General features: G+C 50.8%; 18 protein-coding genes. 3 read left to right on the forward strand and 15 right to left on the reverse strand.

Translation table 11 applies throughout. The features are described 5' to 3' along the window. Positions 1-311: 311 nt before the first annotated feature. From epsC to LQZ21_RS14025, 9 genes are all read right to left on the reverse strand, one after another. Positions 312-1,271 (reverse strand): serine O-acetyltransferase EpsC, encoded by a 960-nt coding sequence (gene epsC, locus LQZ21_RS13985; RefSeq protein WP_411045141.1) that lies wholly within the window; start codon positions 1,269-1,271, stop codon positions 312-314. Then, on the reverse strand, positions 1,271-1,525 hold the full coding sequence (locus LQZ21_RS13990; protein WP_411045142.1) for a sulfurtransferase TusA family protein: 255 nt from the start codon (positions 1,523-1,525) through the stop codon (positions 1,271-1,273). Before LQZ21_RS13990 ends, epsC begins: the two co-directional genes overlap by 1 nt. A 2-nt stretch (positions 1,526-1,527) precedes the next feature. After that, positions 1,528-2,007 (reverse strand): DsrE/DsrF/DrsH-like family protein, encoded by a 480-nt coding sequence (locus LQZ21_RS13995; RefSeq protein WP_411045143.1) that lies wholly within the window; start codon positions 2,005-2,007, stop codon positions 1,528-1,530. A 170-nt stretch (positions 2,008-2,177) separates the two neighbouring features. Beyond that, the gene (locus LQZ21_RS14000) at positions 2,178-3,893 is read right to left on the reverse strand and encodes a SufS family cysteine desulfurase (RefSeq protein ID WP_411045144.1); all 1,716 of its coding nucleotides are present in this window, start codon (positions 3,891-3,893) and stop codon (positions 2,178-2,180) included. Then, positions 3,868-4,821 (reverse strand): family 2A encapsulin nanocompartment shell protein, encoded by a 954-nt coding sequence (locus tag LQZ21_RS14005; protein WP_411045145.1) that lies wholly within the window; start codon positions 4,819-4,821, stop codon positions 3,868-3,870. The genes LQZ21_RS14000 and LQZ21_RS14005 overlap by 26 nt, the downstream gene beginning before the upstream one ends. 42 nt (positions 4,822-4,863) lie before the next feature. Beyond that, the gene (gene moeB, locus LQZ21_RS14010) at positions 4,864-6,057 is read right to left on the reverse strand and encodes a molybdopterin-synthase adenylyltransferase MoeB (protein ID WP_411045146.1); all 1,194 of its coding nucleotides are present in this window, start codon (positions 6,055-6,057) and stop codon (positions 4,864-4,866) included. 2 nt (positions 6,058-6,059) lie between these two features. Further along, positions 6,060-6,440 carry a ubiquitin-like small modifier protein 1 gene (locus tag LQZ21_RS14015; protein ID WP_411045148.1) on the reverse strand — a complete coding sequence of 127 codons (381 nt, stop codon included), beginning with the start codon at positions 6,438-6,440 and terminating at the stop codon, positions 6,060-6,062. Next, positions 6,431-6,856 (reverse strand): M67 family metallopeptidase, encoded by a 426-nt coding sequence (locus tag LQZ21_RS14020; RefSeq protein ID WP_411045150.1) that lies wholly within the window; start codon positions 6,854-6,856, stop codon positions 6,431-6,433. The genes LQZ21_RS14015 and LQZ21_RS14020 overlap by 10 nt, the downstream gene beginning before the upstream one ends. Continuing rightward, positions 6,853-7,827, reverse strand: a complete 975-nt coding sequence (locus tag LQZ21_RS14025; RefSeq protein WP_411045151.1) for a PLP-dependent cysteine synthase family protein — start codon at positions 7,825-7,827, stop codon at positions 6,853-6,855. Before LQZ21_RS14025 ends, LQZ21_RS14020 begins: the two co-directional genes overlap by 4 nt. 480 nt (positions 7,828-8,307) lie before the next feature. Between LQZ21_RS14025 and LQZ21_RS14030 the strand changes: the two genes are divergently transcribed. Together LQZ21_RS14030 and LQZ21_RS14035 are read left to right on the forward strand one after the other, a co-directional pair. Beyond that, a complete protein-coding gene (locus LQZ21_RS14030; RefSeq protein WP_411045153.1) occupies positions 8,308-8,580 on the forward strand; it encodes a type II toxin-antitoxin system Phd/YefM family antitoxin in 273 nt (90 codons plus the stop codon). A gap of 2 nt (positions 8,581-8,582) precedes the next feature. Next, on the forward strand, positions 8,583-8,918 hold the full coding sequence (locus LQZ21_RS14035; protein WP_411045154.1) for a type II toxin-antitoxin system RelE/ParE family toxin: 336 nt from the start codon (positions 8,583-8,585) through the stop codon (positions 8,916-8,918). A gap of 85 nt (positions 8,919-9,003) precedes the next feature. Here the strand turns inward: LQZ21_RS14035 and LQZ21_RS14040 are convergent, their stop codons facing one another. From LQZ21_RS14040 to LQZ21_RS14060, 5 genes are all read right to left on the reverse strand, one after another. Continuing rightward, positions 9,004-9,339 (reverse strand): type II toxin-antitoxin system RelE/ParE family toxin, encoded by a 336-nt coding sequence (locus LQZ21_RS14040; protein ID WP_411045155.1) that lies wholly within the window; start codon positions 9,337-9,339, stop codon positions 9,004-9,006. After that, positions 9,336-9,617, reverse strand: coding sequence for a type II toxin-antitoxin system Phd/YefM family antitoxin (locus LQZ21_RS14045; protein WP_411045156.1), 282 nt, complete (start codon positions 9,615-9,617; stop codon positions 9,336-9,338). Before LQZ21_RS14045 ends, LQZ21_RS14040 begins: the two co-directional genes overlap by 4 nt. 117 nt (positions 9,618-9,734) lie before the next feature. Further along, positions 9,735-10,082 (reverse strand): NirD/YgiW/YdeI family stress tolerance protein, encoded by a 348-nt coding sequence (locus LQZ21_RS14050; RefSeq protein WP_411045158.1) that lies wholly within the window; start codon positions 10,080-10,082, stop codon positions 9,735-9,737. Between the two features lie 68 nt (positions 10,083-10,150). Continuing rightward, on the reverse strand, positions 10,151-10,885 hold the full coding sequence (locus tag LQZ21_RS14055; RefSeq protein WP_411045160.1) for a DUF1266 domain-containing protein: 735 nt from the start codon (positions 10,883-10,885) through the stop codon (positions 10,151-10,153). Between the two features lie 151 nt (positions 10,886-11,036). After that, the gene (locus LQZ21_RS14060; protein WP_411045161.1) at positions 11,037-11,360 is read right to left on the reverse strand and encodes a hypothetical protein; all 324 of its coding nucleotides are present in this window, start codon (positions 11,358-11,360) and stop codon (positions 11,037-11,039) included. A gap of 228 nt (positions 11,361-11,588) precedes the next feature. Between LQZ21_RS14060 and LQZ21_RS14065 the strand changes: the two genes are divergently transcribed. Further along, positions 11,589-12,488, forward strand: a complete 900-nt coding sequence (locus LQZ21_RS14065; RefSeq protein ID WP_411045163.1) for an alpha/beta fold hydrolase — start codon at positions 11,589-11,591, stop codon at positions 12,486-12,488. 666 nt (positions 12,489-13,154) lie between these two features. Here the strand turns inward: LQZ21_RS14065 and LQZ21_RS14070 are convergent. Further along, the coding region (locus LQZ21_RS14070; RefSeq protein WP_411045164.1) for a hypothetical protein at positions 13,155-13,374 on the reverse strand (220 nt) is incomplete at its 5' end.

The raw sequence follows: 13,374 nt of genomic DNA on the forward strand, positions 1-13,374 counted from the left end.
GGCTTCATTCGGCACTTGACTATATGGCACCTGATATGGTTAACTCAGGGAGAGTCGCTTAATGGTGTCTACCTAACGGGGTAAAGTCCATGGCGCCATACATAATTAAGAAATTCACCACGAAGGCGCAGGAGGCGAGAAGAAAGAATTAAGAGTTAGGAGAGAGGAATGAGGAGTTAGGAAAATCTCCTCCCTTTTCACTCCTCCCTTCTCTCTCTTAATTCTCCTTCTTCGCCTTATTCGCCTTTGTGGTAAATTCCTCTTAATTCATTCTTCGCCATCGTGGTGAATTGCTTAATTAGTGTATCACCCTAAATCACCCAGTCCCAGAATTCATTCTGGTACAATTCCGCGTGGGCAGGGGGGGACTGGCCGTCGGACTTGAATTGGAGCTCCGGGTTTTTGACGCTGACCCTGGTTTTTTCCGGCACCGATTTGGTAACAAAGGCGTTGCTGCCGATAACTACCCCTTCGCCAATGACGGTGCTGCCGCCGAGAATGGACGCCCCCGAATAAATGGTAACGTGATGCTCAATGGTGGGATGCCGCTTGACGCCTTTAAGGGTCTGGCCGCCGCGGGTGGAAAGTCCGCCCAGGGTAACCCCCTGGTAGATCTTTACATAGTTCCCGATGACCGTTGTTTCGCCGATAACAATGCCCGTGCCATGATCGATAAAAAAATGGTGGCCGATAACCGCGCCGGGGTGGATGTCGATACCCGTAAGGTTGTGGGCATACTCCGTCATAATCCGGGGGATGAGGGGAACTTCCAGATCGTAGAGGATGTGGGCCAGGCGGTATGCCATAATCGCATAGATTCCCGGATAGGATGAAATGATCTCGTCCAGATTGGCGGCCGCGGGATCGCCGTCAAAAGCGGCGGACACATCCTGGGCCAGATATTCCCGTACCTCCGGCAGGCGGGCCAAAAACCGGAAGCTGATATCCGCTGCTTTTTCCTCAAGCAGTTCCTTGCCCAGGCCGCCGTAATAGGGATTGTACTGAAGGGCCCGGGCGGTCTCCTTGGAAAGGGCATACAGAACTTCTTCCAGAATATCCCCCGCATAATATTCCACCGATGAAAAGGATATGCCTTTTTTACCAAAGTAGCCGGGAAACACCAGGTTCCGCAGTTTTTCCAGAATACCTACCAGGCGCTCCCGGTTCAGTAAATGCAGCGAATCAACTTTAATAATCTCGGCATGCTCTTCGTAGCTTTTAATTAACAGATCCGTGAGGTACTTTAACCGTGGATTGAACATTCTTTCCATTACCCGGTTCCCTCCTTAATTTTTTCTCCGGCCTTTTCAATAAGGATCTTATGAACATCCCCCGCAACATGCTCCACCGCAAGAACCCTATGACCCTCCTCCTGGGCGGAACGGGGGATATTGTCCAGGGGCTCCCCGGCAAGGACCAGCAGTTCCAGGGTATCCCCCGGTTCCAAGGATTCAAGGGCGATCTTTGTTTTGACAAAGGTCATGGGACAATGTTCCTTCGTTATATCCAGTTGGGTGTGCTTCATGATCAAATAAAGAGCGACTGCCCTCCCTCCTGGATCTTGAGAAAGGTGGCGACACCGATAACGCTTTTTACTTCCGGAATATAATCGTCCTGGTTGAGGCCCAGGATGACCCCGGCGGTTTCGCAGGCGTACAGATTGACCCCGAGTTTGATCGAGGCTTCAATCAGCTCGTCTACCCCGGCGACGTTGTTTTTTTTGGCCAGGCCGCCGAGCAGGACCGGACTTAGGCCCCCGAAATTCAGGCGGCTCAAGGGCAGGTTGTTTCTTCCGCCCATGAGGAAGTTGAAAAACCGGGCCAAAAAATCTTTTCCCAGCCATTTGTGGCCCCGTTTTTTCTTGATGATATTGAGGCCAAAAAAGGTGAAGAAAAGGTTTACCTCATAATTGAGGGCCGCCGCTCCCGACGCCAGGGTGAACGCGGCAAAGGCCTTGTCATAATCCCCGGAAAAAACAATGATCGAAAATTTCTTTTTTTCTGCCATAGAGACCTCTCCTTGGTATATTCTCTTTACAAGAAAAAAACGAAGAATTTACCCCGAAGGCGAAGGGAATAGGATTAACCACGAACCACACCAACCATCACGAACAAGAAGACCTTTCGAGCAAAAAGTTCGTGTCTGTTCGTGTAGTTCGTGGTTGTATTCCCTTTGCACTACCCGGTAATCTCCCGCAGGGCCGCCGCCAATTGGTCGATGTCCCCGAAGCTGTTGTAAAAGGCAAGGGACGGACGCACCGTACCTTCCAGACCGTAGAAGCGGTGGACCGGCTGGGCGCAGTGGTGGCCGGCCCGGACAGCGATGCCCTTGCGGTTGAGGAATTTCCCCACCTCCTCGTTACTGTGGCCGTCAAGCACAAAAGAGAGGACACTGGTTTTTTGCGCCGCCCTCCCCACGATGTGGAGCCCCGGAATTTTCGTCAGCTCCTGTATGCCGTATTGGATAAGCTCGTGTTCCCAGGCGGCGATGTTCTCTATGCCGATGGCCGACACATAATCCAGCGCCGCCCCCAGCCCCACGGCGTCGGCGATGTTTCCGGTACCGGCCTCAAACTTGGCCGGGGCCTTTTGGTAGAGGGTGCGCTCAAAGGTAACGTCGGCGATCATGTTGCCCCCGCCCTGGTACGGCCGGGCCGCCTCCAGGAGGGCGCTTTTGCCGTAGAGGGCCCCGATGCCGGTGGGGCCGAAGATCTTGTGTCCCGAGAAGACGAAAAAATCCGCGTCCAGGGCGCTGACGTTGACCGGTATGTGGGAGATAGACTGGGCGCCGTCCACCAGGATCGGGACCCCGTGGGCATGGGCGATTTGGATCATCTCCGCCGCGGGGGTTATGGTCCCCAGGGCATTGGACACCTGGGCTATCGAGACAAAACGGGTCCGGCCTGAAAAAAGACGCTCGTATTCCGAAAGGATGATCTGCCCGCTTTGATCGATGGGCGCCACCCTGATGCGGGCCCCGGTCTCCTCGGCGATGATCTGCCAGGGAACGATGTTGGCGTGGTGTTCCAGCAGGGTAAGGATGATCTCGTCCCCGGGCCCGAGCAGGGGCTTTACATAGCTTTGAGCTGTCAGGTTGATCCCCTCGGTAGTTCCCCGAACAAACACAATAGTGTCCTCCCCGGGGGCGCCGATGAACCGGGCGATTTTCAGCCGGGCCTCTTCGTAGGCATTGGTGGAACGATCCGCCAGTTCATGCACCCCCCGGTGGACATTGGAATTTTCATGCCCGTAGAAATACGAAAGCCGGTCAATCACCGCCTGGGGCTTCTGGGTGGTGGCGGCGTTGTCCAGCCACACCAGGTCATGGCCGTTGACCTTTTCCGCCAGGATGGGAAAATCCCCCCGGATTTCGGCGAGACTTTTGGTCCCTACGAAGCGGGAAAGGGACGGGTCCGCGGACCGGGCAGCAGGAACAACGTCCGCCGTGGCGGCGGCCGCCGGCACGGCAGGGGGTAATTCCGCGCCCAGGGGAATTACCCGGGGTGAAAAACCAACGCCGGGCACGGCGGGGGGCGTTGCAGGGGACGCTGAAAAAATATCCTCCGCTATCGATTGCTCAGTGCCATACCATGCTGCTACCGGCTCAACGGTGCCTGGCACCTCTGGGGGCGTTGCGGGGGCCGGGGTCTGATAATCGTACCGAATACCGGGACTCGGCGGCGCACCCCCAGAGGGTGCCCCCGCAGAGGGGGGCAGCGGAAGCCCATAAGACTTGCGAAGCAAGTCCACGGGCTGGAGCGAGGGGGGAGACTCCCCCCCTTGGTATTCCGGGAACCATTCGGCGGCCCAGGCCGCGATCTCCCCTTCGGCGGGGAGGCCGTAGTCCTGGGGGCTCGGCCCGCCGGGGCTATACTGGGTTCTGGGTATAGTCATAGTAGTCCCCGACTTCCACATCTTCCAACACCGCCAGGGCATCGTCTGCCAGGATCGCGGCGGAGCAGTACACCGAGAGGAGGTAGGAGGCCACGCCGTCATCGTCGATGCCCCGGAAGCGGACCGAGAGGCCCCGGGATTGTTCGTTGGGAACCCCGGTCTGATACAGGCCGATGACGCCCCGTTTGGTTTCCCCGGTGCGGACCAAGAGGATGTTGGTCTTGCCGGTTTTGGCCTTGGGATTTTTGAGGCCGTCCACAAAGAGTTTGTCCGTGGGGATGATGGGCACCCCCCGCCAGGCGATAAAGGTTCCCCCCGCTATGTTCACCGTTGCGGGCGGCACGCCCCGGCGGGTGCATTCCCGCGCAAAGGCGGCAATAGCCCGGGGATGGGCCAGGAAAAAAGAGGGGTCCTTCCAGACCTTGGTGAGCAGTTCGTCCAGGTCATCGGGGATGGGCCGGCCGTACCGGCTCTGGATGCGCTGGCCCGCCGCCGCGTTTTTGAGGAGCCCGTAATCGTCGCTGTTGATGATCTGACTTTCCTGCCGCTCCTTGAGGCTTTCGACGGCCAGGGCCAGTTGTTCCCTGGTTTGATCGTAGGGGGCGCTGTACACATCCTGCACCTTGGTATCCACGTTGATGATGGTACTGATGGAACTCAGCCGGTACTCCCGGGGTTTGGTCTCGTATTCGATATACCCCCGGGGAATCTCGATCTTTTTCGGGTCCTGGCTGCACAGGGCATCCAGGGGGGTCTCGCCCTCCACCACCCGGTTCACCCGGTAGATGCCCGCTTCCAGGCCCTTAAATTCCAAAACCCTGGCAAGCCATTTAGGGGTCAGGGCTCCGTACTGGGGCGGCGTCTTGGTCACATTTGCCAATTGATACGCCGCGTCCCGTCCCAGCGCGTTAATAACTTTCTCTGCCATTTTGCTCTCCTTGTATTTTCAATCTTTAACCACAAACTACACTCAATAAACCGGCAGCGATGTATCCACCTCCTTTGCCCAAGCGTTGAAACCGTCCTGGAGATTGAGGAGCCGTCCTTTGTAGCCGGCTTCCCGAAGGGCCCGGATGGCGAAAACGCTCCGCTGGCCTATTTTGCAGATAAATACCGCATCGATCTGCTCGTCAAACTCCTCTATGCGGCGGACCATCTGCCCCAGGGGAATTGGTTTTGCGTTGGGAAATTTTGCGATAGCCCGTTCATGGGGTTCCCTGATGTCGATGATCTGCAGGGGATCGGCCTTATCCATCCGCTCTTTTAATTCCTTAACCGTGATGACCTCCACCGGGTCTTCATCGGCCGGTGTTTTAAGGCCGCAGAACTGTTCATAATCGATAAGTTCATGGATGGAAGGATTTTCACCACAGACCGGGCAGTGGGGATCTTTGTCCACTTTGAGGGTACGAAAATGCATCTTCCACGCATCAAAGAGGAGGAGCCTGCCCGCCAGGGTATCGGCGCTATGATTGGAATATTCACTGGAACCCACAATGAGCTTTACCACCTCATTGGCCTGGATGCAGCCGACAATACCGGGCAGCACCCCCACCACGCCCCCTTCGGCGCAGGACGGTACCAGGCCGGGGGGCGGCGGTTCCGGATAGAGGCAGCGGTAGCAGGGGCCTTCTTTGGTGGAGAAGACCGAGGCCTGGCCCTCAAACTGGAATATCGAACCGTAGACATTGGGTTTTCCCAGCAGCACACAGGCGTCATTTACCAGGTAGCGGGTTTGGTAGTTGTCGGTACCGTCGGCCACGATATCGTAGTCCCGGATAATATCCAGGGCGTTGGCGCTGGAGAGCATGGTGTTGTAGGTGATCACCTCGATGAGGGGGTTGATGCCTTTAATGCGATCCTTGGCGGAAGCGACTTTCGGCCGCCCCACATCCCGGACCCCGTGGATCACCTGGCGCTGGAGATTTGATTCTTCCACAAAGTCAAAATCCACGCACCCGAGGGTTCCCACCCCGGCGGCGGCGAGGTATAGCCCCAGGGGGGCGCCCAGGCCGCCGGTTCCCACCAAAAGGACCTTGGCGGCCTTGAGCCGCTGCTGCCCCGCCACGCCGATCTCGGGCAGCAGCAGGTGGCGGCTATAACGGGAAATTTCTTCGTTGGAAAGATCCGTCAAACGGCTGTCCGGGATAATACTGAGGGACATGCTTATAGGCCCCCCCCTACCTTCTTCTCTACAGGAGCATTATTCGGGGGGCACGCCGTGTTACCGAAGGCGCCGGGGACACGCTCACCGGTTCGCGTGCCATCTTGGGCGCCCCCGGCTATAGCGGGGACCAGCATGAGGACCGCGCCGTCGGAGAGGACCGTATCCAGGCCCTGTAAATTTTTGATGTTGGCGTCCCCCGCAAATACATTGATAAATGATCGAAGGTTGTTATCATCCTGATACAGATGACGCCTGATATCCGGGTACTGTTCCGCCAGGGCCGCAATGGCCGCCCCCACGGTAGCCCCCTCAACTTTTACTTCCTCCTGCCGGTCCGTGAAATTCCGCAGGGCCGTGGGAATTTGTATGGTTACTGCCATAGTCTTACTTCCTCCTCCAAAAATTGATCTCTATCGCCGGTGAGTTCCCAGCTGGTCAATTCCGCCGCCGTGCCCCCCTGTACCGCCACAATGACGTAGGAATAAAAGGGCAGGGCCTGTTCCCGGTCATAATCCGAAGGTTTTGCGGGATGATCCGGGTGGGAATGGTAAATTCCCAGGATATCCTTCTTTTGCCGGCGGGCTTCCTTTTCGGCGTGCAGCACGTCCTCCGGGGTAATGACGAAACGGTGGTACTGTTCCCCCGCTTCCCAGGCGTTCTCCACCGCCAGAATGGAGTCCGCCCGCTTCTCCCCGCCCTCCAAGATGCCGAGCAAAAAACCGCAGCATTCGTTGGGCCAGGCCCGCTCCCCTTCTTCGCGGATCCGTTGTTCCGCTTCGAATTTCAGCGCAATCATGGGCGGCCCCCTGATACCTTCGAGGGATACGCCGGGTTGCCCATACCATCCTCCTGCGCCGGGATGTTCCAAAACTGATCCGACACATAGCGCATCCCCGTATCGCAGAGGATCGTCACAATCATTGCGGGGGCGCTGAGGGTTTCCGCCAGGGTTAAGGCAGCGAGGACATTCGCGGCGGAACTGACCCCGATGTGGATCCCCTCTTCCCGGGCAAGCCGCCGGGCGATGCGGTAGGCCTCTTCGGTATTCACCTCAAGAACAGCGCCGGCCTGCCGTTCGTCGTAAAAACCGGGCTTGATGGTGCTGGCCATGTGTTTGGTTCCCTCGATGCCGTGGAAGGGGGAGTCGGGCTGGACGGCGATTACGGTAACGGCGGGGTTCAACTCCTTGAGCCGCCGGGAAGTCCCCATAAACGTGCCGGAGGTCCCCATGCCGCAGATAAAATGGGTCAGCGCCCCCCGGGTCTGCTCCCATATTTCAGGGCCCGTACCCTGATAATGGGCCTTCCAGTTGGCGTCGTTGTTGTATTGATTGGGGTAAAAGTATCTTTCCGGATGGGCCTCCGCCTCCTGCAGGGCGGCCAGGTAGGCCCCGTCAGAACCCTCCAGGGGGCTGGTTTCCACAATTTCCGCGCCGTATTGCCGCATAATGCCCTTACGCTCCGTGGAGGCGTTGGCGGGGAGGAAAACCTTGACCGGAAACCCCAGGGCAGCCCCCATCATGGAATAGGCGATGCCGGTATTGCCACTGGTGGCGTCGATGATGGTTTTGCCCGGTCCCAGTTTCCCCTGGGCGATACCCTCCAGGAGCATGGCCTTGGCGGCCCGGTCTTTGACCGACCCCGAGGGGTTGCAGAATTCGGCCTTGGCATAGAGGGAGACCCCGGCGGGACGGGATTTTCCCGCCGCAAGGGAGATTTTTGATAATTCCAAAAGGGGTGTATTCCCCACCAAATCTAATATTTTCATGACCTTTATAAATTATTCCGATAGATATACTAAGATATAAATATACCCTAAAAATCCATTTCTGTCAATATATTGATGACGTATTTCAGCAATTCTCAGCTTCAGGAGAAGACAGGAAAAACCACGAACCACACAAACCTCACGAACAAAGGAGAGAATTCAGGTAAAATTCCGGAATATTGGAGCAAAGGTTCGGGGTATTCGAGGGGGTTGTGGGGGGTTTTAAGCTGAGAATTTAACCACGAACTACACAAACCTCACGAACAGAGAAGGAGAATTCAGGTATAAATTCCGGAATATTGAAGCAAAGGTTCGGGGTATTCGAGGGGGTTGTGGTTACGTATTCGAGGGTGTAAATTTGAATCTGTTTCGTACATAACAGGGTTATGCGAAATTGGGCCTAAAATTTTAACAAAATATAGTATGAAATATTGACGAAAGAATCAAAATAAAGTACCATATAAAATAAGGCGGTAAACTATGATAAATTTAGTGGAAGACATTAAACCAATTTCTTATGTAAAGACCCATACGGCTGATGTCTTAAAACAGATTGCAGAAAAGAACAATCCGGTGGTTATTACCCAAAACGGGGAGGCACGGGCGGTTTTAATGAATGTGCATTATTATCAAAGTATGGTGGATTCAATAAATTTACTTAAAATTTTATCCATTGGAGAGAATGATATAAAAAACGGAAGAACCATATCCGAAGAAGAAATGGATAAAAGAATTGAGAAAATATTGGAATAAAAATGAAATATAACATTATCTGGTCAAAAGATGCCGGGGAAGAATTTATCGAAATAATATCATGGTATAAATATAATGCAGGAAAAACCGTTGCTCAAAAAACCTACGCAAAAATCAATTCACAAATTAAGAAACTAAAAGATATGCCCGGAATGGGAAAACAGGTGCAAATATTAAAAGACATTGGGATAAACGATTATCGGCAAATAGTTCAGGATCATTGGATACTATATTATAAAACTGAAGGGCAATGTATACATATAATATCAGTAATAGACGGAAGAAGAAATTTAGAAGAAATATTATACAAAAAAATAATAGATGGAAAAATAAAATAGGAAATGTACGGCGGCATTCACCCGCATTTTGCCAGATCCGGCCTTTACTGAGCAAAGAAGTATGGTGAAACAAGGACAAATTTCTTTATATCTTTTTTTCTATTATTAAAGTAACTAATAATTCTTCTATATTTCTTCGGCTATCAATTATTTGTTGTATTGAAATAGTTTTATTGTCATTAATTATTTTGTAATAAACTTTCCATGGATGTATATCTAATTCATAAATGTCATCTATACCAATACTTAATAATTCTTGTGATTTTCGTGTCTTCACTCGTTCCGATTTTAATAATTCAATTTCTCCAATTACTTTTTCATATATTTTACTTGAATTTATTGGACCAGAGTTTTGGGTTATATATTCCAATATTTCATTAAATGCGTTTTCTCCATGTTTTGTCCAAATTATTTCTCTCATTTTATTTTTTCTATTGTTTTTTCAAAACGTCTTTTTGCTTCTTCATGGGTTACCGTATTACCATTTTTTAAATCCATCTCACTAAAACTTAGCAATTTTGCCAAATTTATAGCATTTAAAGTTTTTTGGTAGCTTTCTATGTCAACAATGACCGCTTTTGCTTCTCCATTTTGAGTTATAATTATCGGGGACCTGGTTTCACCAACATTTCTGATAATTTCGGTCGTATGGGCCTTTACATAAGAAATTGGTTTTATATTCGTTACTAAATCAATCATAGTATACTCCTTGTATTAAATATAGTACCTGATTTTATTTTAGTCAATACTCTATACAATATTTTGTACCATTTTTATATTGCCGTACAAGCGGCATCCTTGCTCCCCCATGATCACTTATATTTTCTTGATGCTGCTTGCCTCTATTTCGACGCGGGTAAATCCTCTGTCAACTTCTCCGGTTATTTCAACGGTGTCGTTTTGATCTATTGAAATCCCGCGCCAGAGTCTATTATCTATTTCGATAATGATATTTCCCGTATCATCGGAAAATAAATATTTTTCATCTCCCAAAAATCTTTCAATTTTTCCCCGTAAAGTTACCGGATAATCATCCTTTAAATTTTTGGCGGCCTCAACGGTTACCGTGTCTGCCCCGGGGCCTCTGTAACCGTCCTGGGCGTTAAGCGTTGATCCAACAAATACCAACACGAGAAAGAAATACACAAAAAATTTCTGATTCATAACCATACTCCTTAATAATTTAAAATCTCCTCTTCAATGATCCTCCGCGGAGCAAGCTCCGCAGAGGATCATTTTAACGATAGTTTTTTCCATGGACTATTGTCATGCTCCAATGCTTTTTGTGCAATCCCGTATAATCCATTCAACATCATATTATCACCACTCCACATCCCGCGCCCAATAAGATAGGCCACCGCAAGTTCTTTCCAGTCCTTATATTCTTTTATTGCCATTTCATAGGCATTTTTTATAACACCCCATGCCGTCTTTTCATCAAGGTAACCAATGTCAAATGACATCCGGGTAATTGCTATCAGCCGCCCCAAATCCCATGCCAGTATCCCTTTTTTCATATTTTCGTCATTAAATGCCGCAAAATCATCATTGCCCCGTTCAGAGATACACTCCAAAAGATTGTCCGCAAATCGTATTGCTTTTTCAGCATTTTCCCCAAATAGTGTTTCAAGCCGTTTATTCCGTTCATCAGGATCCGTTTTAATTAATGGATATATTTCGGGAAAATATACCCGGTGCCCTTCTTTTTGCAGCCACTCAATTATGCTATAGGCGCCTTCCTTGTCATAAATATCCCATGCATCTGTTAACCCCTGCAAAATCCTGTCTTGGGGGAGTCCGGTGGTCAAACTGTCGGTATAAGCGGTAAGCTGTTCACTGTTTATCAAGCCCACTGCCAATGCCCTTTGCTCGCTTTCGCTGATTGAAGGGGCATGGGGATTTTTAGGAAAATCTTCCTGGGTAAATATTCTTATGGTCTGTTTGAGCATTGAAAATATGCCTGCCATTTTTGGTCTCCTCAGATTCAGATTTTTATTAGTTTATACAGATTGTTAAACTATGTCAACCCATTTATCAATAATTCATGTTATGCAGGAAGAATAGGATTAACCACGAACGACACGAACATCACGAACTTTTGCTTCTATATTCCAGAATTTATACCTGAATTTTCTTCTTTGTTCGTGTTTCCATAAATGAAAACAAAAATGAATTGAAATCCCCCTTGGAAAATGTTAAAGGAATAAAAACTAATATTACAATGGGTGAAATATTGGAAGCAATAAGGCAGGGAAGAGAAGATCGAGAATACAAATAAGAAGCCAAAAAACTTCGCATAATTTGTAATCCTTCTTTTAGCAAGGTATCAAAAAGCAGTTCCATTTTTTCCTCGTCCCGGAAAAGGTAACGTTGAATTACCGGCAGTACTAATTTACCTTCATTTATTTCCCTGACTGCATCACTTATATGACCTGCTTTCATGTGTTATCCTGAGCTACGGCATAAAATTTAACCGATATTTTTTAAATTTCCCTCAAAATTTCTTAAAAGAAGCCAGGATTATTCTTGCCCGGTGGAGAAGGATATGACGGCATGTTTCATACTACCCCGGATGATAAAATTCCCCTTGTGGAAAGGTTTTTTTTATATAAAAATAAAATCATGCGAAAATTTATCATTGGGTTATTTATTGTATTTTGTGTATTCTCTATGGCCGGCTGTGTTTCGACCGGAGAAATACCAACGGATGTCCGCTACACCCTGCATAAGGACCTGCAATACGGTTCTCATGAACGGAATGCAGCGGACATTTCAATCCCCCACGCGGCCGCGGGTGAGGGCGTTATCCTGTTTATTCACGGCGGGATATGGATGTACGGCGACAAGAAAAATTGCCCGGCTTTTTTGGATACCTTTAGAAACAGATTCGTTGTTGCGTCGATAAACCACCGGTACCTGGATGAAACCACCCACATGAACGCGCTGGAGGACGATGTGACCGCCGCCGTCGCCTATATACGGGAATTTTGCAGGCAAAACAAGGTGGACCCGAGAAAGCTGATCCTCATGGGGCACTCTTCCGGCGCACATCTGGCAATGCTTTATGCCTACAAGCAGCACGAGGCCAGTCCCCTGCCAATAGCGTTTTGCGTCGACATGGCCGGTCCCGCAGACCTGGGCGACACCGCCTTTCTGTACAATTTTAATAAACTACGGTGGGGAAAATTCTTTTATCAACTGGCGGAAAGAGCTACCGGCCATCATGTGGTAGCAGGGGATATTACCAGCGAAGGATACAGTGCATCCAGCCTGAAAATCCTGGAGGCCATTTCTCCGCTTTATTTTGTTACTGCCAACAGTCCTCCTACCATTATCGTCCATGATGCTGCGGATCATTTGGTACCCTATGCGAATTCTACGGCTTTGAACAGTGCCCTCACTGTTTACGGGGTGGACCATAATTTTATCGCCCTCTACTCCGGCATTGGCCATTTTCTCGGCGCCAAAGCACGTAAAGACGGATCCCTGCGCTACGATAAAGCCCTGGAAGACCGGCTTATCAGGGCGATGAATGAATATATGGAAAAGTATTGCGCAGTACCCAACTAAATCCGGGGAGCGAATCTTTGTAAGGAGCATCTATATAGCGCGTTTTAGGGCTGGACCCGGCGAAGCCCGGCGGGGAATTACGCCCTGCCCGCTGACCTGTAGAGTCCGCGTCCACAGCCCGTAAACGGATTTTCCGGGAGTTTAGGGGGGGCTAAAGCAAGCCCGGTGGGGAATTACGCCCTGCCCGCTGACCTGTAGAGTCCGCGTCCACAGCCCGTAAACGGTCTGTTACCGCGGGGAATTCCAGAGACGCGAGCAGGGCGTAATTCCCCACCGGGCTTCTTCGGCACGGACCTAAACTGCCGGGGGGGAGGGGGGTAAGAGGCCTCAGTCGTGGAGGCTTACGCCTACGCATTAACCGGTGGTGGCCGCGTCCACAGCCCGTGACCGGTCTGTTACCGCGGGGAATTCCAGAGACGCGGGCGGGGCGTAATTCCCCGCCGGGCTTCGCCGGCGCAGACCTAAACTGGTGGTTGGTAAGAGGCCTTGTGGTTAAATTTCAGAAGAGGCCATTTATACAAAAAACGTGGCTATCTCTTCCTCTCCTAACTCCTCATTCCTAACTCTTCTCCCCTCTTCGTTCGTGTCGTTCGTGTCGTTCGTGGTTAACCCTCTTCATTCCTCTTCCCTTCTTCGCCTTCGTGGTTAAATTCTTAATTATGTGTCCTACCGGGTCACCGCAAAGGTAGTCCATCCCCCAAGGGTCAGGATGATGCCGGCGATAAAACCGTATTTGTAAATCCGCTTTTGGCGTTCAAGGCTGGCTATCCGCAGTTCTACTCCGGTCCTGTAGGCTGCCCAGGATTGTTCCAAGCTCATCAAGGAGGTCTCGGCTTGCTTCAAGGCTGTCCTGAGCTCGTTCAATTCCTGCTCCGAGTTCAGCGCT

The sequence above is a fragment of the Treponema sp. TIM-1 genome, assembly GCF_046533115.1.
Classification (GTDB): Bacteria; Spirochaetota; Spirochaetia; order Treponematales; family Breznakiellaceae; genus JAIRMO01.

Excerpts from the sequence above, each read along its gene's own strand:
- epsC (WP_411045141.1), bottom strand. The coding sequence starts at position 1,271 with ATGGAAAGAATGTTCAATCCACGGTTAAAGTACCTCACGGATCTGTTA.
- LQZ21_RS13990 (WP_411045142.1), bottom strand. The coding sequence starts at position 1,525 with ATGAAGCACACCCAACTGGATATAACGAAGGAACATTGTCCCATGACC.
- LQZ21_RS13995 (WP_411045143.1), bottom strand. The coding sequence starts at position 2,007 with ATGGCAGAAAAAAAGAAATTTTCGATCATTGTTTTTTCCGGGGATTAT.
- LQZ21_RS14000 (WP_411045144.1), bottom strand. The coding sequence starts at position 3,893 with ATGACTATACCCAGAACCCAGTATAGCCCCGGCGGGCCGAGCCCCCAG.
- LQZ21_RS14005 (WP_411045145.1), bottom strand. The coding sequence starts at position 4,821 with ATGGCAGAGAAAGTTATTAACGCGCTGGGACGGGACGCGGCGTATCAA.
- moeB (WP_411045146.1), bottom strand. The coding sequence starts at position 6,057 with ATGTCCCTCAGTATTATCCCGGACAGCCGTTTGACGGATCTTTCCAAC.
- LQZ21_RS14015 (WP_411045148.1), bottom strand. The coding sequence starts at position 6,440 with ATGGCAGTAACCATACAAATTCCCACGGCCCTGCGGAATTTCACGGAC.
- LQZ21_RS14020 (WP_411045150.1), bottom strand. The coding sequence starts at position 6,856 with ATGATTGCGCTGAAATTCGAAGCGGAACAACGGATCCGCGAAGAAGGG.
- LQZ21_RS14025 (WP_411045151.1), bottom strand. The coding sequence starts at position 7,827 with ATGAAAATATTAGATTTGGTGGGGAATACACCCCTTTTGGAATTATCA.
- LQZ21_RS14030 (WP_411045153.1), top strand. The coding sequence starts at position 8,308 with ATGATAAATTTAGTGGAAGACATTAAACCAATTTCTTATGTAAAGACC.
- LQZ21_RS14035 (WP_411045154.1), top strand. The coding sequence starts at position 8,583 with ATGAAATATAACATTATCTGGTCAAAAGATGCCGGGGAAGAATTTATC.
- LQZ21_RS14040 (WP_411045155.1), bottom strand. The coding sequence starts at position 9,339 with ATGAGAGAAATAATTTGGACAAAACATGGAGAAAACGCATTTAATGAA.
- LQZ21_RS14045 (WP_411045156.1), bottom strand. The coding sequence starts at position 9,617 with ATGATTGATTTAGTAACGAATATAAAACCAATTTCTTATGTAAAGGCC.
- LQZ21_RS14050 (WP_411045158.1), bottom strand. The coding sequence starts at position 10,082 with ATGAATCAGAAATTTTTTGTGTATTTCTTTCTCGTGTTGGTATTTGTT.
- LQZ21_RS14055 (WP_411045160.1), bottom strand. The coding sequence starts at position 10,885 with ATGGCAGGCATATTTTCAATGCTCAAACAGACCATAAGAATATTTACC.
- LQZ21_RS14060 (WP_411045161.1), bottom strand. The coding sequence starts at position 11,360 with ATGAAAGCAGGTCATATAAGTGATGCAGTCAGGGAAATAAATGAAGGT.
- LQZ21_RS14065 (WP_411045163.1), top strand. The coding sequence starts at position 11,589 with ATGGCCGGCTGTGTTTCGACCGGAGAAATACCAACGGATGTCCGCTAC.